Raw genomic sequence first — 19,335 nt, forward strand, 5'->3', positions numbered from 1 at the left:
CCCCTCCGCATAGGGGGATTCACCACACCAAAAATTTAACATCTGATGAAACTCGTTTCAATGCTCTACGACGATGTGACAGGGGTACTGATGCAATGCATCTCGCGAATACCCCTGTCGTGTCGCCGGAAAGCAAAAAGCCCAAGGCGTTAACCTCGGGCTTGAATTCTTTGTGTGTCGACAATCGAAGCTATGGCGACGATATCAGATTTACATGAAATATATGCGTTTCAATCCAGTTTTGCAAGACTTACATCTAAATTTGTCGCCTTTTGTTGTGAACGTGATCGCGTAACCTGCAACAGGGCATCGCTATCAAGGCGCCGCAAGGTGGTTTTCATCTCCTCCCACCGCTCCGTAAACGTTTCTGACCAGTTCTTCGGGGTCACGCCGACCAGGGAAGCAAGCTTTTGGTATTCATAAGTCTCCCGGCCTGCCAGTTCGGCTTTGACGTCCTGCGCTGCCAGCCAGATAAGCTGCCGCAGGCGATCAACTGTTTTCTTTGCAATGCGCACGCCGGCCAACTGCTGGCTGAATTGCTCCCACGCCCAACGAGTGATCGTCTCCTGGTGCTCCCAGCGGATATTGTCGCTGTAGTTCCAGAGCAGCCACGCTTTCTGATGCTCTTCCAGCGACAGCAGAGCCCGGCGCCAGCTTGCCGTCGAATACTCAACGGGCAGAACGAGAGCGATCGATGAACCCTTAGCGCGTGACTGATTGCCGCTCATCGGCGGCCCATCCGGATTAACCATGCGTTGTTTGACCTCGCTATAAACTTTCTTCCTTCCCCGGCTGCGCGCCGTAGCGGTGAATTGCGCGTTTTCTGCAAAGGCTACCAGTTGCCCTTTCGTCGCGCCGCTCAGATCGGCGGTGGCCACTATCAGCTGCTGGCGAACAAATTCCAAGTATTGAGCTGTCATGCTGTCTCTCCCGGGGTCTGATAGATGCGAACGAAATTTCTCAGTATGCGGTAGTCAACCAGTACGGTGCCGCGGTGCCGGCAGAGGCGGAGCTTTTGCCAGCGGTCGCGGATGCGTTCGATAACGTCACGGCTCATGCGGCCTCCTGATGGCGGGCGCGGCGCTTCTCCAACGCGCGGGCTCTGCGGGTGAATATGGATTTGATGCGCTGCAGGTAGGGAATATCGAACCGGCGCGGCTCGTTATCAGCCTCAAGGCGCTCTACGCGATCCAGGCCAATGCGCTCAATCAGGTGAATGCGGTATTCAACGGCATTTCCGCTTAACTGCCGGTTGCAGCGGGTGCAGGCGGAGTGGACGTTGAAGACGTTGAATTTCAGGTGCGACGCTGCGCCCCGGGAACGGTAATGACTGGCGTCAATAGCGCTGCCGGTCAGGTAGTTGCTCTTGCCGATAAGCGGGCTTCCGCAGCTGACGCAGGACTTACCTTCGTCACGAATGCGAATGTACCGGTTAAAGGCAGACTGAGCCTCTTTATCCCACTGGGCCTTTGTCTTGAATGACTCACGCTTAGCTCGGCGACGCTGGCGCCCCTCTTTCTCGGATTCGCGCAGGCGCTTCACAGCCCTGGCTTTCGCCGCTTCCCGGGCTTTTGCTGTCTGTTTTTTGCCGATCGCGCTGGCGCATTCAAAACTGCATACCACCTGCCCTTCCCGGGTAGGATGGAACCATTCGCGGCAGTGGGCGCATTTACGACGAGCTGGTTTACGCATGTGGCCTCCTTGCCCTCAGGCGTAGCCACTTCTTATCGACCAGACGGGCGGTATAGTCTTTCAGTGTCGGGATATCAGACGGTTTAACCGATGGCTTACGTTTGCGGCGCGCCGGAACGCGGAATATTTCATTGCTGATGATGCGGGAAAGAGGAGTGGGCATCAGGCCTCCTGCTTATCGCGCAGCTGCTGGTACTCGCAACCGCTTGGGATAGTCAGCGCCAGGCCAAACTGAGCGCACCATGCTTCGACCTTGCACAGGAAGATATGCATCTCTCCGGTATCAAGATCGGAGGTGTGCCGGGGTTCCCACGTTGTGGTTTTCTCACCGGTGATGAAGTCGGTGTATGTCACCTCTTCGCAGCCGAGGTAGGTCTTTTTTAGGTTCCGCTTAACCCACTCAGGAGTTGCGTCGGTACGTCCGGAGTTAATCAGATATTCGCTGATTTCCGTGTACCACATGTGACTGAGTGCGTTCTGGCTCAGGCTGCGTTTTTCGCGCCACTCTTTGACCTGCAGACGCAGACATTTGCCTTCAGAGAGATGCTCCTGAAGAATCTGGCCTATAGCGTTGAAATTGCCGCTGTGCAGCTTAATGCCGCATTGAGGGATGTTCACGCTTCACCTCCAAAGAGGTCAAACGCTGAATGCAGAAAATCGCCAGTGGCGTGTGCCATCGGTGACAGGAATTGCTTTAAGGTTTTGTGCGCCATGTGTCCCCACTTGGCGCCGGGGTAAAGTTGTCAGTTGTCCAGACTGACCAGGTAATTATCGCCCTTCCCGGGGATAAAAGCAAAATGAGCATATACGAGAAAAACCCCTCCGGAGAGGGGTTTGATTTTAACTGGAGGATTTGCGTTCTGCGGGGGATTTAGGCATCAGTCGTCATCCTCGTCCCAATCATCATCGTCGTCGTCATCGCAGGATGTGAGCAGAGGATTCATTCGCTGCCCGACCTGGCTGGCGTACCCGCGGCGACCGAGGTTGTGCAGCACGCCGTAGATTTCGAACATTTCGGTTCGCTCAACACCAATATCAAGCTCACAGGCCAACGTGTGGCATTCAGTGGCGAGCGCCGATATCTTCTGAATCAATTCGGCCTTATTCACCTTTCACCTCCTGCGGGGCGGCTGCGAGCATGGCTTTGTACGTGCCTTTTGATGAGGGGTTCTTGGTGCCCATGAAGTGCAGCCACCCGGCATCAATCATCTCTTTTGTAGGCTCCTTCGGCACCATCACGTACCCCTCTGGAATTACCGGAGAGTTGCCGCAGCGCGACTCGGCATTTTCGGCACCCTGCAGCATGGCGGCGCGGCAGGCGTTCCATACTCTCATTGCGAGAGTTACTCGGTCCTCCTTCGCCATCCCGTTAATTTGCACAAAGTTGCAGGCGGCGGAAAAGTTCATTTCCTCCGGCACTACCGGCTCTGGCTGCGCGTGGAGATAGAGCGGGATACCTTTCCCGCCACCGGAAAATTCGTTATGCCCGTTGTACTCCCTTCCATCTTCACCATCGTACATGTACGCCACCAGCTCGCTGTCCATTGCGGCCAGCAGATGTTCAAAAGCATCAACTAACGCGCTATCGTAAGAGTGCCCTGCAATGAGTGCGATAACCTGCTCTCTGGTTATGGTCGATTTGGTCATTTGTTGACTCCTTCTGCCTGATATTTTTCAAACCAGAACACTACCGGCGCGTTAGTTGGTTGAACCAGGCCGAATGATTCAGCTGTGCGGTAGCTTCTTGATGCCCTGCGAGTCACATCAACCTGAGTTGCAATGCGATTGCGAAAATCCTCAACGGTGCTGCACATTTTGAACAGGTTGCAGGGGATGCATGCCGGAACCATATTGTTGACCGTATCGTTTTCTGGTCTGTCCATTGCGTAGCCGTTACTGATATTTCTTCGCACCGCCTCGACGTGGTCAGCGTGCCATTTATCGCCAAGCTCACAGCCGCAGTAAGCGCAACGCCCGCCAAACTTCATGCGTAGCTCTGCGCGCTGTTTTTTGGTCAGCGCCATCACTCAACCTCAACCTTGATGCCAGCGGCAGACGAGAACAACTCAAGCGCCAAGCGCACTTGATGCTCAACTTCATCAGCGAAGGGGCCTTTGTAAGTGTTCCGGTAGTCCGGCAGCTTCACGGTGACGGTGCGGGATTCCAGGCCTTCAGCAGGCTTAGTGCTCCAGCCGTGCCACCACATGAAGGCGCAATATGCCGCTACATCCCTGGGGTCTCCTTTGGCTATATGTTTCTGGAAATCTCGCTGACAGGCTTCTTGCCAGTCGTTATTACGCCAGCTTGTCCCATGATTATATTTTTCCTGGGCTGCATACAGCTTGTCCGCTAAGGCGTGGCTAAATATGAGCACAAGCTCGTTGGTTGCATGAAGCAATCCGGGATGTGAAAGTGACGATGATTTTGAAATCCTCTCCGCTCTGCGTTCAGCGTCCTCGGCCCGCGAAATATTGTGCTGTACCAGGCGAGACAGCTCAGTAACCTTTTCATTCGCGATACTGTTTTGCTGCTCCAGCTCGGCGATGCGCTGGCGCAGAGTAGTAACCTCGTCGAACAACTCACAGGAAGTACGCCCCTGCTCAACCGATTTTGTCTGCGCCTTCTCCAGCGCCTCTACCAGCGCGAGGAATTCATCCCATTTCATGACTGGCGCATACGTATCTTTATCGCCGTGTTTCAGTCTCATATCTGAAATTATGCGTTCGACTCTCTGCGCCAGTTCGGTGATATCAGTCATTCGGCACCGCCTTCAGCGCTACGCAACCAGATGCATACCGCACCATCTTCAGTGTCGTGAATGGAGCCTACAAACCAGCCCTCACCGGCAGGCGGTTCCGGTTGCCATTGAGAGATGTCGTAACCATCGATATTCGGGTCTACGTCATCTTCATCACGGTAAACCACCTTCCATGCGAGTCCGTTTTTATCAAGCCAGGTATTGAACTCATCAGATGAAATAAACTCCCGGCCATCGCAAAATTCATCGTATAGCTGATGAGTCCAGTAACCGTATTGGTCGCGCTCGACTGGCAATGCTGTAAATTTGTTCATGCTGAAGGCTCCTGCTTTGGCATCAGCGCATCGCGGACGCTCTGGCGGTAGTAGTGGTGAAAGGCGAACGTCAGGCCTAACTTTGTTGGCCGCTCCTGCTTGCCCAGCAGCTTGAGGCGAGTGCAGATGGTTGTCGCCGTCCAGCCAGAGTGATAGCCTGAGGCACGCTTAAGCACTGTCTCAGCCAGGATGGTACGGAAATCATCCCGCCCGAAGTTTGTGCCTTCAAAGGCGCTGTTAACAACCTCATCGGTCAGATGTGAATCGTCGATGATGCTCATTTGGCCCCCTCGCGCAGCTGCTTGGAAATATAATCCGCAAGTTCGCCTTTTTTATTTAGGTTTTGCATCTCCATCAGGTCGGACATTGCAAGTCCATTGGTCGGCGAGATAACAACAAAGTTACCGTTAACTTCAAACTGGCGACCTTGCTTCTCCATGCGTTTCACAAAATCAGCGACCTTTGACATTTAACACCTCCAAAACGAAAGACTTCGCCCACTCGGCCTCTAGATGACATTCCATTGACACAAGATGCGCGGAAAACTCCTTCACCCCATCAGCCTTAATCCCGGCTACGATGCGATCGGTGGAGGGGGTTTTGATGCGGATGCTTTCACGGAGGATGAAGTAAGAGTTTAGCATCCCAGTCTCTGGCATTTCCTCCGCATTAAATGCATCGATCGCAGCGTCCATTGCTGGTCCAAGAGGTTGAGGGTGAGCAGTACGAATGACGCATAACTCCGCCACGATTTGGTTTATTGCCTCCACCAGATCGGATGGGGAAACATCGTCTGCATCTGGCTTAAAGCCGAGAGCAGAGCGCACAGCGCGAGATTCAGCCATCCTCTGGTCGGCATGACCTGCAGACATCGAATATCGTGCATTCTCCGCAGCCAGCTGCTCAACCTGAGAATTAAGCGCCTGAATTCTCGTATCCCGGAGAACCTGCAGCGCTCGAATTTCGCTGGCTACCGACGCAGGGCCATCCTCGCCGCAAGCTTCCATCATGGTCTTTTCCCATACACGCTCTGCATTAAGCGCCGCATCACGCTCGCCAGCAACACCCACCGCCCAGCGCATAATGTCCAGATACTTCTGCTCTTTGATTGACAGCTCGCCCGCACTCTCCAGCGACTGAATGAGCTCGTTTACTGTTGAGATGTTCATTTTCTTACTCCCGCCAGGCACTGGTTAAAAAGGTTGGTCAGCTTGTTGGCGCCGCAATGATGATTGCTAAACTGAAAATCAGCCGACGTGCTTTCGGTTACGGTTGTCTGCTCAGCAAGGGTGTAGCGATAGCCTTTGCGCTCACCTGCTCGCAAAACCCGGCCATCGTTAAACGTTGCCCAAATGGCAGAGTTCACGACAGAAGAATGCAAGCCTGTTCCGGTGCGTATCTCTGAAAAAGTGCAACCAGGATTGCTGCCGATAAAATTGATGACGATTTGAGTACCGGATATACGTTTCATTGAATCAGCCCTTTTTCTTTGCCAATCAGGTATTCGTCCCGCAGCCACTGAGCCGGGGTTAGCGCGCCGAGTGATGCAGCGCCAGGCATGCAGCCGAAGCTTTTACCTTCCGGGTGAAAACCCTGCTGCCTGCTGGCGTGATTTGTGGGGATCACTTCCTGGTTGTTCTCCAGAGCCAGTACCGGCGACGGTATTTTTTCTCCGGCGGCGACTTTCAGCGCCCAGTCTTCCAGTTTTTTAGCGGCATATTTCTCGGTTTCTGCCTCGCTGAGCTGGCGCTGGTACATTGCTCGCCGGGTATCGGTAACAACCCAGTACTGAACCGTACCGGGTTTCTTGGAGACTAAACTCTCAGTGAAAGGAGACCCAAAATGAAATCACAATCCGCCAAACGCTATCCCCCTGAACTGCGTGAGCGCGCTGTCAGAATGTTGTTGGAACACCGTGATGAGTATGACTCTGAGCCGGATGCCATTCGTGCCATATCGTCAAAAATCGGGTGCCATTACGACACCCTACGAGTCTGGTTGCGTCAGCATAAAAATGATGTCCGTGGTGGTGTCAGCCCCGTCAGCACTGATGATGGTGGACTGAGCACCAATGAGCGCCAGCGTTTAAAAGAACTGGAGCGTGAAAATCGGGAGCTACGCCGCAGCAATGATATATTGCGCCAGGCCTCAGCTTATTTTGCTCAGGCGGAGCTCGACCGCCACTGGAAAAAATAATGCCACTTATGCAGCGTCTGAGTGGTACACACGGGGTCGGGCCGGTATGTCGCGAACTGGATATTGCCCCGTCGACATATTACTGGCATCAGCAACGCCAGCTACATCCTGAGAAATGTAGCCAACGAGAAAAGTGCGATGCTCAAATCATCCAGGAGATAAAACGCGTTTACGGAGAAAATTACAGTGTCTATGGGGCACGAAAAGTCTGGCGTCAGTTGCTCCGCGAGGGCTTTAGCGTCGCCCGGTGTACTGTTGAACGCCTGATGAAAATAATAGGTCTTCGGGGCGTACTCCGTGGCAAAGTCATCAAGACCACGATCGGTCGTAAAACAGCGGCAGCAGCGGATCTGGTAAACCGCCAGTTTGTGGCAGAACGTCCCAATCAGCTTTGGTGTGCAGATTTTACGTACGTTAGCACCTGGCATGGCTTCGCCTATGTGGCGTTCATCATCGATGTGTTCGCAGGCACGATCGTTGGCTGGCGGGTCTCATCGTCGATGGAAGCAAGGTTCGTGCTGGATGCTCTGGAACAAGCTCTGTGGGCACGTCGCCCCTCAGGTACAATCCATCACTCGGACAAGGGCTCCCAATACGTGTCACTGGCGTACACCCAGCGGCTGCAGGAGGCGGAGCTGTTGGCGTCGACAGGCAGTACAGGCGACTCTTACGATAATGCCCTGGCCGAGAGTATCAATGGCCTTTACAAAGCGGAAGTGATCCACCGTAAAAGCTGGAAAAACCACACGGAAGTGGAGCTTGCGACACTGGCGTGGGTGGACTGGTTCAACAATCGAAGGTTACTGGAACGGCTAGGACACATACCGCCGGTAGAAGCCGAAAAAGCTTATTATGCTACCAGTACAAATAATGATCTGGCAGCCTGAGCTTCCGGACTAAACACTCTCCAAAAAAACCGGGGCGGTTCAGTACATAACAGGGTGAGACCACGGGAAGCGCTCAGCACCGCCGGTATGCAGCCCCTTCTCACGGCTGTAGCGGTGGAACTCGTTCATCACGTCGACAAGAGTCACGCCGAGCACAGTGCCGCTGTCCTTGCACCACTTGATGAACTGCCCCGGCGATGGCCAGAACGGCGACTCACTGGCTCTCGCATGGCGCACGCCGGCGGATAGCTGTTCGCGGGTGCGGATTCCGTTTTCGGCAAAAGCGGCAATCCACTGGCGCTTCGCTGTCTTCTCTTCGGCGTCGGTCCGCAGGTTAGTCTGGGTAGATGCCGGGAAGATCTGCTTCAGCTGACGGAACAGAGAGTCAACCAGCCTTTCAGCTTCGAAATCGAGAAGCCGCTGTGGCTCCGTACGCCCTGCAGCCATTCTGGCCAGCGCATCACCATCGCGATTGCTGATCGCGGTCATAAGCTGTGCGGTCATATGAAGTCCTTCCAGCCTTCAGGGCTGTTCCAGTGTGGGGAATCAGGTTCGCTTCTCTGGCGCCCGGAAAGCGGATTAACTCTCGCGTTCCTGAGCCATACCCGGAATGCCGAGTTCCAGTCGATCAGCTTTGTGCCGCGTGCCTGGTGATAATCACGAAAGTTCAGCAACTCGGTTTCAATGTTGATCCCTTTCCCCGAGGCAATCGCAATGTGATCTGCCGATGGCTTGAAGGCAGGAGGGAAAGGTATCTCCCCGTTGGGTGAAATCCCGATCCGTCGCTTTGCAGCCTCGCTGATAAACTGCCCTCGCGCAGAGAGAGAGTCTGGTTCAGTGACTGGTTCAAAAGAGTGACTGGTTCTGGTGCCATCTGGTGGCATAGGGGGTGTGCCATCAGATGGCATAGGGGGTGCTATTTCATGGCATACCCCTGTGCTTTTTGGTGGCATAGGGGTGGCATCAAGGTTCAGATAATACACGTTGGATGTATTACCTTTCCCGTTGTTGACCCCAACGCGATTTTCACGCTTGAGCAGCCCCATATCCTCAAGCGCATCAATATGGTTGCGAACAGCGGATTTGCTGCATTCGCACTGATCGGCAATGTGTTGATAAGAAGGCCAGCATTCGCCCTTGTCATTGGCGTTGTCGGCCAGCTTGATAAGAACGAGCTTACGCAGTGAGTTTCCCACTTTGACCCCCATTGCTTTCGCCATAAGTGACATGCTCACGTGCTACCTCCGGATTGTTTACTCTTACAGATTTACCAGGCATAATTACCTCGCAATTACCTCTTCGTTTTTGCACCTGAAAGCCGTTAGTGTTACCGCACTGCGGCTTTCGCCTTTCTGTTCCCACTCATGCTTCAAAATCACCTTTCTCTCCCGGCCTGTTAGAAATCAGGATGGCCAGCAGCAGCGACATGTTCGGCAGTAGGCTTTCCCGCCAGCGACTCACCGTCGACTTATTCACTCCGGCCACTTTGGCGATAGTTGTGGTTCCCAGTTCAGCTATCTGGCTGTGTAACCAGCTTTCTATCCTGCGAGCCTCCACTTTGTTGCGTGTCGTTGAACTCTCCATTTGTGATACTTCCTCTGGTGGTGTTTGAAGGGCCGCTGGTTAGGCGGCCGGAACGCCCTTCGGAGAAGGGAACAGCTTTGGAAGGTCTGGTCTAATTTGATGCGCCTGAACCTCCCCATTAGTTGCATTTACGATGCTGTTTACATGTTCAGGCGAAACCTTTGCCTTGTTGTGGAGCCACTTGTAAACCGCCTGCTGAGAAACATCGCAGGCTTCACCAAGCTTTTTCTGAGAGCCGACAATATTAATTGCGGTTTTAATGGTTGGGTTCATGACAACCTCCGTAGTAAATACAAACAAAGAATAAAACCTTAGTTGTATTTAGTCAACAACCATTTTCGCTTGCCGCTATAAAACCATGGTTGTAAATTGAGAAGATGAAAACGACACTTGCAGAACGATTAAGAGAAGCCAGAAAGGCTGCCGACATGACCCAGAAGACTCTGGGAGATGCTGTTGGGGTTAGTCAGGCTGCGATCCAGAAGATTGAAACTGGAAGGGCTGCTCAGACCACAAAATTGCTCGATATAGCCAAGGCTTTAAGGGTGAGGCCTGAGTGGCTTTCTTCGGGAACTGGCGCCATGAGAGATGATGGTGAAGATGATAAGAAGCCATCACATATGAATCATGATGTGTTCAGGGTCGACATTTTGGATCTGGCCGTCAGTGCTGGCCCGGGCATTGTGAATCAGGAGTTCGTGGAGATTCTCCACTCCGTTGAATATGCGCCAGCGGAAGCGCGCCACATGTTCGATGGGCGCAAGGCTGAGAACATCCGGATCATCAACGTCCGGGGCGACAGCATGTCTGGGACGATTGAGCCGGGTGATCTGCTGTTCGTCGACATCAGCGTTAAGAGCTTCGACGGCGACGGGATATACGCCTTCCTGTACGACGACACTGCTCACGTCAAGCGCCTGCAGAAGATGAAGGACAAGCTGCTGGTTATCTCAGATAACAAGAGCTATGCAGCCTGGGACCCGATCGAAAAAGACGAGATGAACCGGGTGTTCGTGTTCGGCAAGGTGATCGGCAGCATGCCGCAGACGTACAGGAAGCATGGGTAAATGAGGGATTGATTATGAAAATCGGGATAGTTTTCCCTGTGGTCGTATTCATCGTCGCAGTAGCATTTATGGCCTGGTTTGTCTTTGGTGGCTATGTGACGCCTGGTGAATGAAAACGTGTTTGTTGATCGTCGGCGTGTTGCAGACGTACAGGAAGCATGGGTAGCTAGGCCGGAGGAATTATGCAAGTTAACCTAGAAAGAATATCGTTTATAACTCCTTTTTCAGATAGTGAGGACCAGACACAGCCAAAGCTTAATTTTGAGTGCGTGAACTTCCCCACTCAGTTTTCGATAAATTTCCGGGTGGGAATGGTAGGTTTGAAGCCAAATACTCGCTATCAACTCGGACTGTTTGTTATACCAGCTCATTTATTTATTAAAGAGGGGCAGGAGTTTCAACTTCCTGACGGCACTCAGGAATCTGTTTCTGTTAACATTGATACTAAAGACAGCAACATGGTGACGGGTGCCAGTGGACAGGTTGTCATTACTCTAAACGAAATGCGCCTCCCTGGTAAGGGGCTGTATAGTGTGACTGGCGTCTTACACGCCAACGATTCGACAAAAACCGTGCTCCATAAAAACGAGTCATTTTTCACTGTTGATAAATTATGAGTGACGATAAAGAATCAAAAAATCAAGAGAATCAAAGCGCGAGACCAAATAGCCTAAGGAGGCTGAAAGTTATTGGTGGCTCGGATTTCGATGCTGAATTTGATAATTCCTCAGAGAAGGTGCAAGATCACTTCATAACGTCGCATACTCCGGAGCGAGAAGTGGATAGGATTAGCAGAGAAGAACTTGAAGCAAGGCTGTCCGCCAATAAAGCGGAAATGGAATCAATAGCCTCTTCAATTCGAGCAGACATGGCCTTGGCCAGAGAAAACACCAATGTCCAGTTCGCAAATCTCTCCTCCGCAATTAACTCTATCTCTTCAAAAATTGACGGTAAAATGGATAGTGTAGATGGAGAAATGAAAGCAATAACTGGTAAGTTTGATGGCATCCAGGGCCAGATAACTGGCCTGAACACAGCCATTAGCGGAATCCAGTCAGGTATATCTACGCGACTGGCAATTTTTAGCGTAATTATCGCTGTGATTGTCGCCTTGCCTGGGATTATCTCCTCATTTAAGGACTCCCCAGCTAAGCCTGATGATAATCCCTCACCCTTGATTATTCAGATGCCAGCGCAGCAACAAAATCAACAACCCGCACCCCAAAACCAACAGAAAGCATCGCCAAATCAGCATAAGTAGCCCGGCCTCCGCGCCGGGTTACTTTTTATTAGCTTTGATCTATGATGGTGGCTCTAAACATAGATAGATTTCCACCTTCTTATCCCCCCTCCCGAAAGAGGGGATTTTTTTAGGCTACTCCTTCCCAAAAGATATCAAGCGCTTTATAGCCTCCAGCTTTCCGGTCTGTCTGCGCATCTCCAGCAATCTCAGCGCCTCGAACGCCTCCATTCCTACCAACTTATGCTCTGCAAGCATCTCCATATCCTGCATCAGTAACTCGACTTCTTCCTTTGTGATTGGCGGTCTCATGCGGCCTCCTGCTTTTTTTGAATATATTACCCTACTCTTTCCGCAGCATCAGCACATCCAGTGCCAGCTCCACAGCCAGATCTGCCTGGTCTCCCTGCCACAACACCTGAATCATCTCTATCAGCGCCTCTCTTGAGGGCTCGCGCTTCTCAACCAGCAGTTGCATAACCGCTATCCCGATAATCTGCGCAATCTGCGGGTGCATCTCTGCGAAAAACTCATCCTCATTCGACATGGCGCTACCCTCTTTGGCGTTTTTTTGAGCTTACCAGCACGCTTTACAAAAATAAATAACCAATAAAAACAACCAAATAAAACCATTCCAGCCATTTAAACAACTATTGTTGTTGACTGCAAAACAACTATGGTTTTAAATTAACTCATCCAAACAACACCGGCAACGCCGGGGTGAAGTCAAAACGTCCCGTTAGCCGCGATAAGGCAAAGGTGAAGAGATGATCCGCGAAGAAGACAAGCCTGCATGGCGTAATTTTTGGTTAAAGGTCGTTCCGTTTTTGGTTGCAGTCCTTTTTTTTAGCTTCGCATGCTGGGGTGGAAAATGAGCAAACAAGGCATTCGTTCACTGATTTACTGCCTGCTGGTCTGCGGCGTTATCTGGGCGGCGGCGATTATCAAAATTCTGCACGTTACGGGGGTGTTCAATGGCTAACTCAATTCCTAACAACGGACGCGCCGTGATGATGCGCAATCGCCGCACCGGCGCCGCCTGGCTGGTCAGCTTCGACTATCGCGACGGAAGCTACTGGCATGAACCGCAGGGCAATCTGCGCCACATTCGCCGGCCATACGCATCACGCAATATCGAGCCGAACCTGGTACCAGCCGGGACGCATTAACCGCGCATATCAGCGCACGAATTTAACTGAGCTATCAGGCGGCTTTCATCGCGCCGAGGATTCTTACAACCAAATTTCAGGGGAAACCATGAGCGAAATAACGGATTTAGTCGTCATCGAGAAAAAGAACGCGATGGCGGTTTTCACCAATAACGACCAGCTCGACCCACTTATCGAACTAATCGAAAAAGAGGCTCGCAGTCTGGTGCCTGACGTGACCACCAAAAAAGGCCGCGACGCTATCGCATCCATGGCTCACAAGGTTGCGCGCTCTAAAACTTACATCGACAACGCAGGTAAAGACCTTGTCGCTGAGCTGAAGGCTCTGCCAAAGCAGATTGACGAAAGCCGCCGCGTTGTCCGCGAACGTCTCGATGCGCTGAAAGATGAAGTGCGCCGGCCACTGACCGAATGGGAAGCCGAGCAGGAACGCATTAAGGCCGAAGAAGCCATGAACGCGATGCACGCCGAAGCGCTGGAAATGAACATCAAGTTTGATCAGGAGTTGGCGGCCAAGTTCGAAGCGGACCACGAAATGGCCCTGCTGATGGATAAAGATATTGACCGCGAACGCGCAGATAAAGCAGCCGAAGCCGAACGCCAGCGCATTGCCCGCGAAGAAGAGATTAAGCGTCAGGCGGAAGAGAAAGCCAAACGTGAAGCGGAGGAGAAACACCGCGCGGAAATGGAAGCATCAGCGCGCCGCGAGGCTGAGGAAAGAGCAGCCAAAGAGCGCGCAGAGCGTGAGCGCATTGAAGCGCAGCAACGGGCAGAGCGAGACCGAATTGCAGCTGAGCAGAAAGCAGAGGCTGACAAACAGGCCGCTATCGATGCTGAGCGCCGCAAGGCTCAGGAAGAAGCCGACCGCATCCGCCGAGAGGCAGAGCAGCGTGAACAGGCCCGTCTGGCTGAAGAGAAACGTAAAGCCGATGAGCAGGCACGCCGCGAAGCCGACGTTAAGCACCGCAAGGCCGTAGGTGTAGAGGTTGTTAAAGCTCTGATGGCCAATACCAGCCTTACCCGGGATCAGGCTATCGAGGTGCTCACCGCGGTTAAAGACGGCCGCATTCCTCATACCGGTATCAGTTACTGAGGTGCTTATGAACATCAAATGTGAATGCACAGACATGCGCACATCTGTAGGCCCGCATAACACGTTAACCGTCGAGCTGGAAGACGTGGTGTTGTCGGGGACGGTTAACAGTCGTGAAGTCCTCATGCAACTGGATTGGGACGTGGTGATCGAATGTCTGGCGGAGCATGGCTACGTCATTACTCATCGGGAGAAAGCAGCATGAGCGCGGCGGAAAAATGGAATGACGACGAATTCATTCAGCTGATGAGCGATGCGATCGGCGAACGTGATTTCGACGATGACGAACCAGTAAACCTTTCTGCGGAACGGCAGAACCCGGTTATCAGCTGGGATGAATTCGCGGGGAATTTTCAATGAATCTTGAGCTACTTGACGCCCCATTCCCGCATAAGGATATCGAGTGGCGTATTCAGCAGGCAGGGAAAAGCGGATCGTCAATTTGGGCAAAGGTCCTGGCCTATGTCACAAACCGGGCAATCATGAAACGCCTTGATGAGGTTTGCGGAAAGGCTGGCTGGCGTAATGAGTACCGCGATATCCCAAACAATGGCGGCGTCGAATGCGGAATTTCCATAAAGGTCGATGGGGAGTGGATCACCAAGTGGGACGCATCCGAAAACACGCAGGTTGAGGCTGTAAAAGGCGGACGCTCAAGCGCTATGAAGCGCGCTGCTGTTCAGTGGGGAATAGGCAGGTATCTCTACGATCTGGACGTAGGATTCGCAACCATATCAGGCGAAAAAGCAGAAGGTTTTACTTACGCACGAACTAAAGAGTTAAGCGCTTTTTACTGGAAGCCGCCTGCTCTGCCTGCATGGGCTCTTCCATCGGCGGTTTCAAGCAGTGAACAGTATAAGCCAGCGGTAGAAACAAACAGCGAACAGTTTCAGCCAGTAAAACCGTCGATAACCATGGAGGAAGCTGACGATATTCTCGCGGAGTTCTGCCGGGAAATCGAGAGTGAAAACAACCCGGAAGTCATAACTCAAAAATACAGCGAAGCATGGTTCGCTCTGGACGGATTTTCCGAACATCAAAGCAAATGCCATGAGGTAACTGGCATCCGGCGCAGGGAGATAAAGCAGGCGTTAGGAAGCTCTGAAAGTGCAGGTGGCAGCCATGAAAGTAACAGCTGAATCAATCCTGTCCATCCTGCGCAAGGACGCGCGTAACAACATCACAGCGTTTCACCGCTGGCAGACAGCAAAGGGTGCTCTTGGTCATACAGCCGGAATAACTCTCAACTATCACGATCCTTATTACGAAGGATGGGCGCCGGCTCTTGAGATGCGCGAGGTGTTCATTTCAGCGCCTGAACTTGAGCAGGTGATCCCCTACCTCTCTGTAGAGAAATGGGGTGACGGGCTAATTGGTGGGGAAATTTATCGAATCCCACGGGGGGAAGAATGAAACATCACCACGACGGTATCACCGTTGGCAGTGCCACTCTGCCCTATTCCATCAATCGCCGGGGATGGATCGCCCCAAGCGGCGACGTTATCAAAAACCCATTAAAGGCTCAGCGTCTGGCTGAGCTGATGAACAGCAAGAAGGTGGTGGCATGAGTAACGAAGCGATGAAAATGGCATTAGCAAAGCAGTTAACTATTGCCCTGCAAAACCTCGGGGCGCCTGTTGAATTGCTCTGCATTGTTGGTAGTTACGGGGATACCCAGACTGACGCTGACACTCTTGAAATGCTCGAACAATACAACGATAGCGGAACCTGCATGGATGTGATTATCGCTCCTGAGTTTACATGGAAGCCAAATTCTGGCGGTGAAGCATGAGCAGAAAATACTCTCTGATTTACGCCGATCCGCCATGGGCTTATGGGAACACAATCAGCAACGGCGCCGCAGTGGACCACTACTCGACGATGCGACTCATCGACCTGAAGCGTCTGCCTGTGTGGGAACTGGCTGCCGAAAACGCGGTGCTGGCAATGTGGTACACGGGCACCCACAACCAGGAGGCGATCGAGTTAGCCGAAGCCTGGGGTTTTACGGTGCGCACGATGAAGGGCTTCACCTGGGTGAAGCTGAATCAATTGGCCGAGCTGCGCATTACCAAGGCTCTGGCAGAGGGAGAGGTCGCCGACTTTTACGACTTCCTCGACCTGCTGAATGCCGAGACACGCATGAACGGTGGCAACCACACCCGCGCCAATACTGAAGACGTACTGATCGCCACCCGCGGCGCCGGGCTGGAGCGCAAGCACGCCGGCATTAAGCAGGTGGTCTACAGCCCGCTCGGAGCGCACAGCGAGAAACCGTGGGAAGTTCGGCACCGCCTGGAACTGCTCTACGGCGACGTGCCGCGGATTGAGCTGTTCAGTCGCAGCGCAGCGCCAGGCTGGAGCCATTGGGGAAACCAATGCGCCACCGCTTCCGTTGAGCTGATCCCTGGCTGCGCCATCGACGTTGTGAAGACGGAGGCTGCATGACGCCTGAAGAAAAAGAAAATGCTCTCCGCGCCCAGGCTCGTCGCTGCGCAGAAGAGATAACCAAAGCGATGAGCGTAAAGCCTAAACCGAAGTGGAACGCTGTATGCCCCCCCATCCTTCGCAAGCACTACGAGAAGGTTAAGCCGATGGGCGTCAGCTTAGTCAAATTTGTCAGTGTTATTGGCCGCATGCAAGGCCGCTACGGAGTGGAATCATGAAAGAACATGGAATGATTTTTAACGGGGAAATGGTGCGGGCGCTGCTCGACGGCCGGAAGACGCAGACCCGGCGGCCTATCAAATGGAAACAGACTCGGTTCACTGAAATTGGTGAGCGCGAAGACGGTAGCAAATGGCCGTGGAGCGAAGATGCAGAGCATGCTTGCGACTTCTGGCACCCATGCCCGTTCGGCGCCGTCGGCGACCGTATCTGGGTACGCGAGACGTTTCAGGGGCCGCTGTTCGACTACGACCTAATGGATAGCTATTGCAAAGACCCCACTCCGTTTGAGAAGCCCGAATTCTGCGTTTACAAGGCTGATGGAGTGCCAGCGCCAGAGTTTTACGATGCAGATGATGAACTGCATTGCAGCTGGCGACCATCTATTCACATGCCGCGCTGGGCCTGCCGCATTCTGCTGGAAATCACCGACGTACGGGTCGAGAGACTGAACGCTATCAGCGAAGAGGACGCACAAAGCGAGGGCGTTCATACCGAGGTATGGGACCAGACAGTAGTCGCAAGGAATTACGCGGCAATTGATGAGTTTTTCCAATTTTGGACCGAGGACATGCCCCACTACGTAGAAATGAATCAACTGTATCGGTCCTCATTCAGAAGCCTGTGGGAATCCATCTATGGCGCCGAAAACTGGCAAGCCAACCCCTGGGTTTGGGTTATCGAGTTCAAGCGCGTTCAAGGTGGTGCAGCATGAGCGCAGAACTCATCGATCAGGCCAACGAGCTGGCAGAGCGCCGGCTGGATATGACCATAGAGAGTGAAGTTCGAGGAAAACATCGGAGGTGATGTGTGTTCAAGCTGATACAGCGCGGCCAGATTTACGCCGACTGCCACGGATGGCCAGTGCTGATTCATAGCAGTGATGATAAGACGATTCGCTACTGGTGCCATGGTCGGATCAACACGGCAAGCATGGACAGATTTCAGAATGACTTTGAACCGCTCTCTCGCGAAGAGGCGCACCAGATACGCGCCGAACTGGAACAGAGCGAGCACATTAAGAAACTGCGCGCCCAGCGGGTGGCGTAACCGGGAGTGTGATTATGAACCAAGCAATGAATAAAACTTACATCATCGCAGACCCCGGCGAGTGGGTTTCGGAAGAGCAAATAATGGCACTGAAGGGGTTGAAAGAAGGCACTTTAAAAAATGCCAGGAAGAAGAGTTTTCTGGAGGGGCGCGAATACAAGCATGTTTCCGCTGACGGGGAGCCATTTGATAACAGCCCCTGCTTCTACAACATAAAGGCCATTGATCGCTGGATCGCCAGCCAACGACCAGCAAAACCAAGCCGGAAGACTTCTGCGAAACCGAAAGAAAACTGATTAAATACTCTGACCATTAGCCAACGAGGAATCGTTATGAAATACCCAACAGGAGTGGAGAACCATGGCGGAACGCTGCGGATCTGGTTTATCTACAAGGGGTTCAGAGTGCGTGAAAGTCTGGGGGTGCCTGACACCCCCAAAAACAGAAAAACAGCTGGAGAGCTGAGAACATCTATCTGCTATGCAATTAAAACCGGTAATTTTAATTACGCTGAGCAGTTCCCGGACTCATTAAATCTCTCCAAGTTCGGGGAGGCTACCCAGAATCTCACTCTGAAAGAGCTGGCCGATCGCTTCCTGGCGCTGAAAGAAACGGAGGTTGCTGGCACCTCCATTAATACCTATCGGACAATCATTAAAAACGTCCTGGCAGTGGCTGGAAACAACATACTGGCATCAGCAGTCAACAAAGAGAAATTGCTGGAAATCCGCAAAGAACTCCTGACCGGGCATCATTTACCACGGCCACAGTATGAGGTTAAAGAACCAGGACGATCGGCGGTAACAGTCAACAACTACATGACGAACCTGTTCGCCATTTTTCAGTTTGGGCTGGAAAATGGCTATATCGAAGAAAACCCCTTTAAAGGTATATCGCCTCTTCGCGAGGAACGAGTAAAACCGGACCCGCTATCAAGAGAAGAGTTTCTTCGGCTTATTGATGCTTGCCGGCACACGCAGACGAAAAACATGATGTCAGTAGCTGTTTATACAGGCATCCGCCCGGGTGAGCTTTGCGGGCTGTCATGGGAGGATATAGACCTGAAAGCCGGTACGATGATGATCAGGAGGAATTTTGCCAAAGGCGAGTTTACCGTGCCGAAAACCCAGGCGGGAACAAACCGGGTAATCCACTTAATTGAACCGGCGATTCAGGCGCTAAGAAGCCAGGCAGAATTAACAAGGCTTGGAAGGGAGCATTCAGTAAAAGTGAAACTGCGTGAGTATGGCCGTACTGACACGCAAAAATGCACCTTTGTTTTTCTGCCCAGCGTTACAGCCAGGACATTACGGCATGGTGAACACTTCACTGTCGACTCGATAAGACAGACCTGGGATACCGCGATTAAGAGAGCTGGAATCCGGCACCGGAAATCTTATCAGACAAGGCATACATATGCATGCTGGTCCCTGACCGCTGGGGCGAACCCGTCTTTTATCGCATCCCAAATGGGCCATGCTGATGCTCAGATGCTTTTTCAGGTTTACGGTAAATGGATGAATGAAAGTAATGACGCACAGATCGCAATACTGAACTCGAAACTGAGCTCATTTGCCCCACTGATGCCCCATGATATTTTCAAAACTGGATAAAGTTA

39 protein-coding genes, 3 pseudogenes and 1 other annotated feature are annotated in these 19,335 nt (G+C 52.5%); of the genes and pseudogenes, 21 read left to right on the forward strand and 21 right to left on the reverse strand.

Translation table 11 applies throughout. The annotated features are described in order from the left end of the window. Positions 1 to 230 precede the first annotated feature (230 nt). The 15 genes and pseudogenes from BWI76_RS15710 to BWI76_RS15775 all read right to left on the reverse strand — a co-directional run. Complete coding sequence (locus BWI76_RS15710; protein WP_004136184.1) at positions 231 to 920, reverse strand: bacteriophage antitermination protein Q; 690 nt, start codon at positions 918 to 920, stop codon at positions 231 to 233. Next, positions 917 to 1,057 (reverse strand): YlcG family protein, encoded by a 141-nt coding sequence (locus BWI76_RS28140; RefSeq protein WP_004136182.1) that lies wholly within the window; start codon positions 1,055 to 1,057, stop codon positions 917 to 919. The genes BWI76_RS15710 and BWI76_RS28140 overlap by 4 nt, the downstream gene beginning before the upstream one ends. Next, positions 1,054 to 1,692, reverse strand: coding sequence for a recombination protein NinG (locus tag BWI76_RS15715; protein ID WP_004136181.1), 639 nt, complete (start codon positions 1,690 to 1,692; stop codon positions 1,054 to 1,056). The genes BWI76_RS28140 and BWI76_RS15715 overlap by 4 nt, the downstream gene beginning before the upstream one ends. After that, entirely contained in the window at positions 1,685 to 1,855 is a 171-nt protein-coding gene (locus BWI76_RS15720; protein ID WP_004136179.1) for a NinE family protein, read from the reverse strand. Before BWI76_RS15720 ends, BWI76_RS15715 begins: the two co-directional genes overlap by 8 nt. Beyond that, positions 1,855 to 2,310 carry a YbcN family protein gene (locus BWI76_RS15725; RefSeq protein ID WP_004136173.1) on the reverse strand — a complete coding sequence of 152 codons (456 nt, stop codon included), beginning with the start codon at positions 2,308 to 2,310 and terminating at the stop codon, positions 1,855 to 1,857. The genes BWI76_RS15720 and BWI76_RS15725 overlap by 1 nt, the downstream gene beginning before the upstream one ends. 260 nt (positions 2,311 to 2,570) lie before the next feature. Beyond that, positions 2,571 to 2,801 (reverse strand): hypothetical protein, encoded by a 231-nt coding sequence (locus BWI76_RS15730; RefSeq protein WP_004136171.1) that lies wholly within the window; start codon positions 2,799 to 2,801, stop codon positions 2,571 to 2,573. Further along, positions 2,794 to 3,339 (reverse strand): hypothetical protein, encoded by a 546-nt coding sequence (locus BWI76_RS28545; RefSeq protein WP_004136169.1) that lies wholly within the window; start codon positions 3,337 to 3,339, stop codon positions 2,794 to 2,796. Before BWI76_RS28545 ends, BWI76_RS15730 begins: the two co-directional genes overlap by 8 nt. After that, entirely contained in the window at positions 3,336 to 3,716 is a 381-nt protein-coding gene (locus BWI76_RS15740) for an HNH endonuclease (RefSeq protein ID WP_004136167.1), read from the reverse strand. The genes BWI76_RS28545 and BWI76_RS15740 overlap by 4 nt, the downstream gene beginning before the upstream one ends. Further along, positions 3,716 to 4,450: a hypothetical protein gene (locus BWI76_RS15745; RefSeq protein WP_004136164.1), complete on the reverse strand. Its 735-nt coding sequence runs from the start codon at positions 4,448 to 4,450 to the stop codon at positions 3,716 to 3,718. Before BWI76_RS15745 ends, BWI76_RS15740 begins: the two co-directional genes overlap by 1 nt. Beyond that, complete coding sequence (locus BWI76_RS15750) at positions 4,447 to 4,764, reverse strand: hypothetical protein (protein ID WP_004136162.1); 318 nt, start codon at positions 4,762 to 4,764, stop codon at positions 4,447 to 4,449. Before BWI76_RS15750 ends, BWI76_RS15745 begins: the two co-directional genes overlap by 4 nt. After that, positions 4,761 to 5,045, reverse strand: coding sequence for a hypothetical protein (locus BWI76_RS15755; protein ID WP_004136161.1), 285 nt, complete (start codon positions 5,043 to 5,045; stop codon positions 4,761 to 4,763). The genes BWI76_RS15750 and BWI76_RS15755 overlap by 4 nt, the downstream gene beginning before the upstream one ends. Next, positions 5,042 to 5,233, reverse strand: a complete 192-nt coding sequence (locus tag BWI76_RS15760) for a hypothetical protein (protein ID WP_004136160.1) — start codon at positions 5,231 to 5,233, stop codon at positions 5,042 to 5,044. Before BWI76_RS15760 ends, BWI76_RS15755 begins: the two co-directional genes overlap by 4 nt. Further along, positions 5,217 to 5,933 carry a hypothetical protein gene (locus BWI76_RS15765; RefSeq protein ID WP_004136159.1) on the reverse strand — a complete coding sequence of 239 codons (717 nt, stop codon included), beginning with the start codon at positions 5,931 to 5,933 and terminating at the stop codon, positions 5,217 to 5,219. The genes BWI76_RS15760 and BWI76_RS15765 overlap by 17 nt, the downstream gene beginning before the upstream one ends. After that, positions 5,930 to 6,235 carry a hypothetical protein gene (locus tag BWI76_RS15770; RefSeq protein WP_004136158.1) on the reverse strand — a complete coding sequence of 102 codons (306 nt, stop codon included), beginning with the start codon at positions 6,233 to 6,235 and terminating at the stop codon, positions 5,930 to 5,932. Before BWI76_RS15770 ends, BWI76_RS15765 begins: the two co-directional genes overlap by 4 nt. Further along, positions 6,232 to 6,549, reverse strand: a pseudogene (locus BWI76_RS15775) (replication protein P); the annotation flags it as partial. The pseudogene BWI76_RS15775 and the gene BWI76_RS15770, both read right to left, overlap by 4 nt. Positions 6,550 to 6,606: 57 nt before the next feature. On the opposite strand from BWI76_RS15775, the gene BWI76_RS15780 reads away from it, so the two are divergent. After that, positions 6,607 to 7,847 (forward strand): IS3 family transposase gene (locus tag BWI76_RS15780; protein WP_177916616.1). Its coding sequence is split into 2 segments (ribosomal slippage): positions 6,607 to 6,922 and positions 6,922 to 7,847, totalling 1,242 coding nucleotides; the frame shifts between segments, so codons are not numbered across the junction. Next, positions 6,915 to 7,031: a sequence feature (AL1L pseudoknot), on the forward strand. Its footprint overlaps the gene before it by 117 nt. 42 nt (positions 7,848 to 7,889) lie before the next feature. Here the strand turns inward: BWI76_RS15780 and BWI76_RS15785 are convergent. The 4 genes and pseudogenes from BWI76_RS15785 to BWI76_RS15800 all read right to left on the reverse strand — a co-directional run. After that, positions 7,890 to 8,351, reverse strand: a pseudogene (locus BWI76_RS15785) (replication protein P); the annotation flags it as partial. Beyond that, positions 8,348 to 9,076 carry a helix-turn-helix domain-containing protein gene (locus BWI76_RS15790; RefSeq protein ID WP_004139613.1) on the reverse strand — a complete coding sequence of 243 codons (729 nt, stop codon included), beginning with the start codon at positions 9,074 to 9,076 and terminating at the stop codon, positions 8,348 to 8,350. The gene BWI76_RS15790 and the pseudogene BWI76_RS15785, both read right to left, overlap by 4 nt. A gap of 133 nt (positions 9,077 to 9,209) precedes the next feature. Beyond that, complete coding sequence (locus tag BWI76_RS15795) at positions 9,210 to 9,431, reverse strand: CII family transcriptional regulator (protein ID WP_004139615.1); 222 nt, start codon at positions 9,429 to 9,431, stop codon at positions 9,210 to 9,212. 39 nt (positions 9,432 to 9,470) lie between these two features. Next, positions 9,471 to 9,704, reverse strand: coding sequence for a transcriptional regulator (locus BWI76_RS15800; protein WP_004178811.1), 234 nt, complete (start codon positions 9,702 to 9,704; stop codon positions 9,471 to 9,473). Positions 9,705 to 9,808: 104 nt separating this feature from the next. On the opposite strand from BWI76_RS15800, the pseudogene BWI76_RS28550 reads away from it, so the two are divergent. From BWI76_RS28550 to BWI76_RS15815, 5 genes and pseudogenes are all read left to right on the forward strand, one after another. Continuing rightward, positions 9,809 to 9,982, forward strand: a pseudogene (locus BWI76_RS28550) (helix-turn-helix transcriptional regulator); the annotation flags it as partial. Positions 9,983 to 10,051: 69 nt separating this feature from the next. Beyond that, positions 10,052 to 10,498 carry a helix-turn-helix transcriptional regulator gene (locus BWI76_RS28555; RefSeq protein ID WP_224378430.1) on the forward strand — a complete coding sequence of 149 codons (447 nt, stop codon included), beginning with the start codon at positions 10,052 to 10,054 and terminating at the stop codon, positions 10,496 to 10,498. Positions 10,499 to 10,512: 14 nt separating this feature from the next. Further along, entirely contained in the window at positions 10,513 to 10,611 is a 99-nt protein-coding gene (locus tag BWI76_RS28150) for a YoaK family small membrane protein (RefSeq protein ID WP_049088945.1), read from the forward strand. Between the two features lie 69 nt (positions 10,612 to 10,680). Then, the gene (locus BWI76_RS15810; RefSeq protein ID WP_049088944.1) at positions 10,681 to 11,115 is read left to right on the forward strand and encodes a hypothetical protein; all 435 of its coding nucleotides are present in this window, start codon (positions 10,681 to 10,683) and stop codon (positions 11,113 to 11,115) included. Then, complete coding sequence (locus BWI76_RS15815; RefSeq protein ID WP_004135683.1) at positions 11,112 to 11,759, forward strand: hypothetical protein; 648 nt, start codon at positions 11,112 to 11,114, stop codon at positions 11,757 to 11,759. Before BWI76_RS15810 ends, BWI76_RS15815 begins: the two co-directional genes overlap by 4 nt. A 114-nt stretch (positions 11,760 to 11,873) precedes the next feature. On the opposite strand, the gene BWI76_RS28340 is transcribed toward BWI76_RS15815, so the two are convergent. After that, positions 11,874 to 12,050 carry a hypothetical protein gene (locus BWI76_RS28340; protein WP_004135681.1) on the reverse strand — a complete coding sequence of 59 codons (177 nt, stop codon included), beginning with the start codon at positions 12,048 to 12,050 and terminating at the stop codon, positions 11,874 to 11,876. 31 nt (positions 12,051 to 12,081) lie between these two features. Beyond that, positions 12,082 to 12,285, reverse strand: coding sequence for a hypothetical protein (locus BWI76_RS15820; RefSeq protein WP_004135679.1), 204 nt, complete (start codon positions 12,283 to 12,285; stop codon positions 12,082 to 12,084). Positions 12,286 to 12,594: 309 nt separating this feature from the next. On the opposite strand from BWI76_RS15820, the gene BWI76_RS28345 reads away from it, so the two are divergent. The 15 genes from BWI76_RS28345 (at position 12,595) to BWI76_RS15885 (ending at position 19,330) form a co-directional block, all read left to right on the forward strand. Further along, positions 12,595 to 12,720, forward strand: a complete 126-nt coding sequence (locus tag BWI76_RS28345) for a hypothetical protein (protein ID WP_074185988.1) — start codon at positions 12,595 to 12,597, stop codon at positions 12,718 to 12,720. Beyond that, entirely contained in the window at positions 12,713 to 12,907 is a 195-nt protein-coding gene (locus tag BWI76_RS15825; RefSeq protein ID WP_004135674.1) for a hypothetical protein, read from the forward strand. The genes BWI76_RS28345 and BWI76_RS15825 overlap by 8 nt, the downstream gene beginning before the upstream one ends. Before the next feature lie 88 nt (positions 12,908 to 12,995). After that, complete coding sequence (locus BWI76_RS15830) at positions 12,996 to 14,000, forward strand: hypothetical protein (RefSeq protein WP_004135672.1); 1,005 nt, start codon at positions 12,996 to 12,998, stop codon at positions 13,998 to 14,000. Between the two features lie 34 nt (positions 14,001 to 14,034). Beyond that, positions 14,035 to 14,205 (forward strand): hypothetical protein, encoded by a 171-nt coding sequence (locus BWI76_RS15835; RefSeq protein ID WP_012542637.1) that lies wholly within the window; start codon positions 14,035 to 14,037, stop codon positions 14,203 to 14,205. Then, positions 14,202 to 14,360, forward strand: coding sequence for a hypothetical protein (locus BWI76_RS28350; RefSeq protein ID WP_004135669.1), 159 nt, complete (start codon positions 14,202 to 14,204; stop codon positions 14,358 to 14,360). Before BWI76_RS15835 ends, BWI76_RS28350 begins: the two co-directional genes overlap by 4 nt. After that, positions 14,357 to 15,139, forward strand: a complete 783-nt coding sequence (locus BWI76_RS15840; RefSeq protein WP_004135668.1) for a Rad52/Rad22 family DNA repair protein — start codon at positions 14,357 to 14,359, stop codon at positions 15,137 to 15,139. Before BWI76_RS28350 ends, BWI76_RS15840 begins: the two co-directional genes overlap by 4 nt. Next, on the forward strand, positions 15,123 to 15,413 hold the full coding sequence (locus tag BWI76_RS15845; protein ID WP_004135667.1) for a hypothetical protein: 291 nt from the start codon (positions 15,123 to 15,125) through the stop codon (positions 15,411 to 15,413). Before BWI76_RS15840 ends, BWI76_RS15845 begins: the two co-directional genes overlap by 17 nt. Next, a complete protein-coding gene (locus BWI76_RS15850) occupies positions 15,410 to 15,568 on the forward strand; it encodes a DUF1317 family protein (protein WP_004135666.1) in 159 nt (52 codons plus the stop codon). The genes BWI76_RS15845 and BWI76_RS15850 overlap by 4 nt, the downstream gene beginning before the upstream one ends. Beyond that, positions 15,565 to 15,792: a hypothetical protein gene (locus BWI76_RS15855; protein ID WP_004135665.1), complete on the forward strand. Its 228-nt coding sequence runs from the start codon at positions 15,565 to 15,567 to the stop codon at positions 15,790 to 15,792. Before BWI76_RS15850 ends, BWI76_RS15855 begins: the two co-directional genes overlap by 4 nt. Further along, positions 15,789 to 16,448: an MT-A70 family methyltransferase gene (locus BWI76_RS15860; protein ID WP_004135664.1), complete on the forward strand. Its 660-nt coding sequence runs from the start codon at positions 15,789 to 15,791 to the stop codon at positions 16,446 to 16,448. The genes BWI76_RS15855 and BWI76_RS15860 overlap by 4 nt, the downstream gene beginning before the upstream one ends. Beyond that, positions 16,445 to 16,666 (forward strand): hypothetical protein, encoded by a 222-nt coding sequence (locus tag BWI76_RS15865; protein ID WP_004135656.1) that lies wholly within the window; start codon positions 16,445 to 16,447, stop codon positions 16,664 to 16,666. Before BWI76_RS15860 ends, BWI76_RS15865 begins: the two co-directional genes overlap by 4 nt. Continuing rightward, positions 16,663 to 17,382 carry a hypothetical protein gene (locus tag BWI76_RS15870; protein WP_004135651.1) on the forward strand — a complete coding sequence of 240 codons (720 nt, stop codon included), beginning with the start codon at positions 16,663 to 16,665 and terminating at the stop codon, positions 17,380 to 17,382. Before BWI76_RS15865 ends, BWI76_RS15870 begins: the two co-directional genes overlap by 4 nt. Before the next feature lie 95 nt (positions 17,383 to 17,477). Then, complete coding sequence (locus BWI76_RS15875) at positions 17,478 to 17,717, forward strand: DUF4222 domain-containing protein (protein WP_004135650.1); 240 nt, start codon at positions 17,478 to 17,480, stop codon at positions 17,715 to 17,717. Positions 17,718 to 17,743: 26 nt separating this feature from the next. Further along, on the forward strand, positions 17,744 to 18,013 hold the full coding sequence (locus BWI76_RS15880) for an excisionase family protein (RefSeq protein ID WP_047685368.1): 270 nt from the start codon (positions 17,744 to 17,746) through the stop codon (positions 18,011 to 18,013). A 36-nt stretch (positions 18,014 to 18,049) separates the two neighbouring features. Further along, complete coding sequence (locus tag BWI76_RS15885; RefSeq protein ID WP_004135648.1) at positions 18,050 to 19,330, forward strand: Arm DNA-binding domain-containing protein; 1,281 nt, start codon at positions 18,050 to 18,052, stop codon at positions 19,328 to 19,330. Positions 19,331 to 19,335: the final 5 nt, after the last annotated feature.

It is taken from the genome of Klebsiella sp. M5al (assembly GCF_002090195.1).
GTDB classification, from domain to species: Bacteria; Pseudomonadota; Gammaproteobacteria; order Enterobacterales; family Enterobacteriaceae; genus Klebsiella; species Klebsiella grimontii.

What these genes read in the sequence shown, in the direction of transcription:
- BWI76_RS15855 (WP_004135665.1), top strand. Translation starts at nt 15,565, where the DNA reads ATGAGTAACGAAGCGATGAAAATGGCATTAGCAAAGCAGTTAACTATT.
- BWI76_RS15760 (WP_004136160.1), bottom strand. Translation starts at nt 5,233, where the DNA reads ATGTCAAAGGTCGCTGATTTTGTGAAACGCATGGAGAAGCAAGGTCGC.
- BWI76_RS15795 (WP_004139615.1), bottom strand. Translation starts at nt 9,431, where the DNA reads ATGGAGAGTTCAACGACACGCAACAAAGTGGAGGCTCGCAGGATAGAA.
- BWI76_RS28545 (WP_004136169.1), bottom strand. Translation starts at nt 3,339, where the DNA reads ATGACCAAATCGACCATAACCAGAGAGCAGGTTATCGCACTCATTGCA.
- BWI76_RS15740 (WP_004136167.1), bottom strand. Translation starts at nt 3,716, where the DNA reads ATGGCGCTGACCAAAAAACAGCGCGCAGAGCTACGCATGAAGTTTGGC.
- BWI76_RS15815 (WP_004135683.1), top strand. Translation starts at nt 11,112, where the DNA reads ATGAGTGACGATAAAGAATCAAAAAATCAAGAGAATCAAAGCGCGAGA.
- BWI76_RS28345 (WP_074185988.1), top strand. Translation starts at nt 12,595, where the DNA reads ATGCTGGGGTGGAAAATGAGCAAACAAGGCATTCGTTCACTGATTTAC.
- BWI76_RS15870 (WP_004135651.1), top strand. Translation starts at nt 16,663, where the DNA reads ATGAAAGAACATGGAATGATTTTTAACGGGGAAATGGTGCGGGCGCTG.
- BWI76_RS28555 (WP_224378430.1), top strand. Translation starts at nt 10,052, where the DNA reads ATGAATCATGATGTGTTCAGGGTCGACATTTTGGATCTGGCCGTCAGT.
- BWI76_RS15770 (WP_004136158.1), bottom strand. Translation starts at nt 6,235, where the DNA reads ATGAAACGTATATCCGGTACTCAAATCGTCATCAATTTTATCGGCAGC.
- BWI76_RS15840 (WP_004135668.1), top strand. Translation starts at nt 14,357, where the DNA reads ATGAATCTTGAGCTACTTGACGCCCCATTCCCGCATAAGGATATCGAG.
- BWI76_RS15800 (WP_004178811.1), bottom strand. Translation starts at nt 9,704, where the DNA reads ATGAACCCAACCATTAAAACCGCAATTAATATTGTCGGCTCTCAGAAA.
- BWI76_RS15860 (WP_004135664.1), top strand. Translation starts at nt 15,789, where the DNA reads ATGAGCAGAAAATACTCTCTGATTTACGCCGATCCGCCATGGGCTTAT.
- BWI76_RS15765 (WP_004136159.1), bottom strand. Translation starts at nt 5,933, where the DNA reads ATGAACATCTCAACAGTAAACGAGCTCATTCAGTCGCTGGAGAGTGCG.
- BWI76_RS15745 (WP_004136164.1), bottom strand. Translation starts at nt 4,450, where the DNA reads ATGACTGATATCACCGAACTGGCGCAGAGAGTCGAACGCATAATTTCA.
- BWI76_RS15825 (WP_004135674.1), top strand. Translation starts at nt 12,713, where the DNA reads ATGGCTAACTCAATTCCTAACAACGGACGCGCCGTGATGATGCGCAAT.
- BWI76_RS15850 (WP_004135666.1), top strand. Translation starts at nt 15,410, where the DNA reads ATGAAACATCACCACGACGGTATCACCGTTGGCAGTGCCACTCTGCCC.
- BWI76_RS28340 (WP_004135681.1), bottom strand. Translation starts at nt 12,050, where the DNA reads ATGAGACCGCCAATCACAAAGGAAGAAGTCGAGTTACTGATGCAGGAT.
- BWI76_RS15755 (WP_004136161.1), bottom strand. Translation starts at nt 5,045, where the DNA reads ATGAGCATCATCGACGATTCACATCTGACCGATGAGGTTGTTAACAGC.
- BWI76_RS28140 (WP_004136182.1), bottom strand. Translation starts at nt 1,057, where the DNA reads ATGAGCCGTGACGTTATCGAACGCATCCGCGACCGCTGGCAAAAGCTC.
- BWI76_RS15820 (WP_004135679.1), bottom strand. Translation starts at nt 12,285, where the DNA reads ATGTCGAATGAGGATGAGTTTTTCGCAGAGATGCACCCGCAGATTGCG.
- BWI76_RS15835 (WP_012542637.1), top strand. Translation starts at nt 14,035, where the DNA reads ATGCGCACATCTGTAGGCCCGCATAACACGTTAACCGTCGAGCTGGAA.
- BWI76_RS28350 (WP_004135669.1), top strand. Translation starts at nt 14,202, where the DNA reads ATGAGCGCGGCGGAAAAATGGAATGACGACGAATTCATTCAGCTGATG.
- BWI76_RS15865 (WP_004135656.1), top strand. Translation starts at nt 16,445, where the DNA reads ATGACGCCTGAAGAAAAAGAAAATGCTCTCCGCGCCCAGGCTCGTCGC.
- BWI76_RS15845 (WP_004135667.1), top strand. Translation starts at nt 15,123, where the DNA reads ATGAAAGTAACAGCTGAATCAATCCTGTCCATCCTGCGCAAGGACGCG.
- BWI76_RS15790 (WP_004139613.1), bottom strand. Translation starts at nt 9,076, where the DNA reads ATGTCACTTATGGCGAAAGCAATGGGGGTCAAAGTGGGAAACTCACTG.
- BWI76_RS15810 (WP_049088944.1), top strand. Translation starts at nt 10,681, where the DNA reads ATGCAAGTTAACCTAGAAAGAATATCGTTTATAACTCCTTTTTCAGAT.
- BWI76_RS15715 (WP_004136181.1), bottom strand. Translation starts at nt 1,692, where the DNA reads ATGCGTAAACCAGCTCGTCGTAAATGCGCCCACTGCCGCGAATGGTTC.
- BWI76_RS15720 (WP_004136179.1), bottom strand. Translation starts at nt 1,855, where the DNA reads ATGCCCACTCCTCTTTCCCGCATCATCAGCAATGAAATATTCCGCGTT.
- BWI76_RS15830 (WP_004135672.1), top strand. Translation starts at nt 12,996, where the DNA reads ATGAGCGAAATAACGGATTTAGTCGTCATCGAGAAAAAGAACGCGATG.
- BWI76_RS15880 (WP_047685368.1), top strand. Translation starts at nt 17,744, where the DNA reads ATGAATAAAACTTACATCATCGCAGACCCCGGCGAGTGGGTTTCGGAA.
- BWI76_RS15750 (WP_004136162.1), bottom strand. Translation starts at nt 4,764, where the DNA reads ATGAACAAATTTACAGCATTGCCAGTCGAGCGCGACCAATACGGTTAC.
- BWI76_RS28150 (WP_049088945.1), top strand. Translation starts at nt 10,513, where the DNA reads ATGAAAATCGGGATAGTTTTCCCTGTGGTCGTATTCATCGTCGCAGTA.
- BWI76_RS15885 (WP_004135648.1), top strand. Translation starts at nt 18,050, where the DNA reads ATGAAATACCCAACAGGAGTGGAGAACCATGGCGGAACGCTGCGGATC.
- BWI76_RS15710 (WP_004136184.1), bottom strand. Translation starts at nt 920, where the DNA reads ATGACAGCTCAATACTTGGAATTTGTTCGCCAGCAGCTGATAGTGGCC.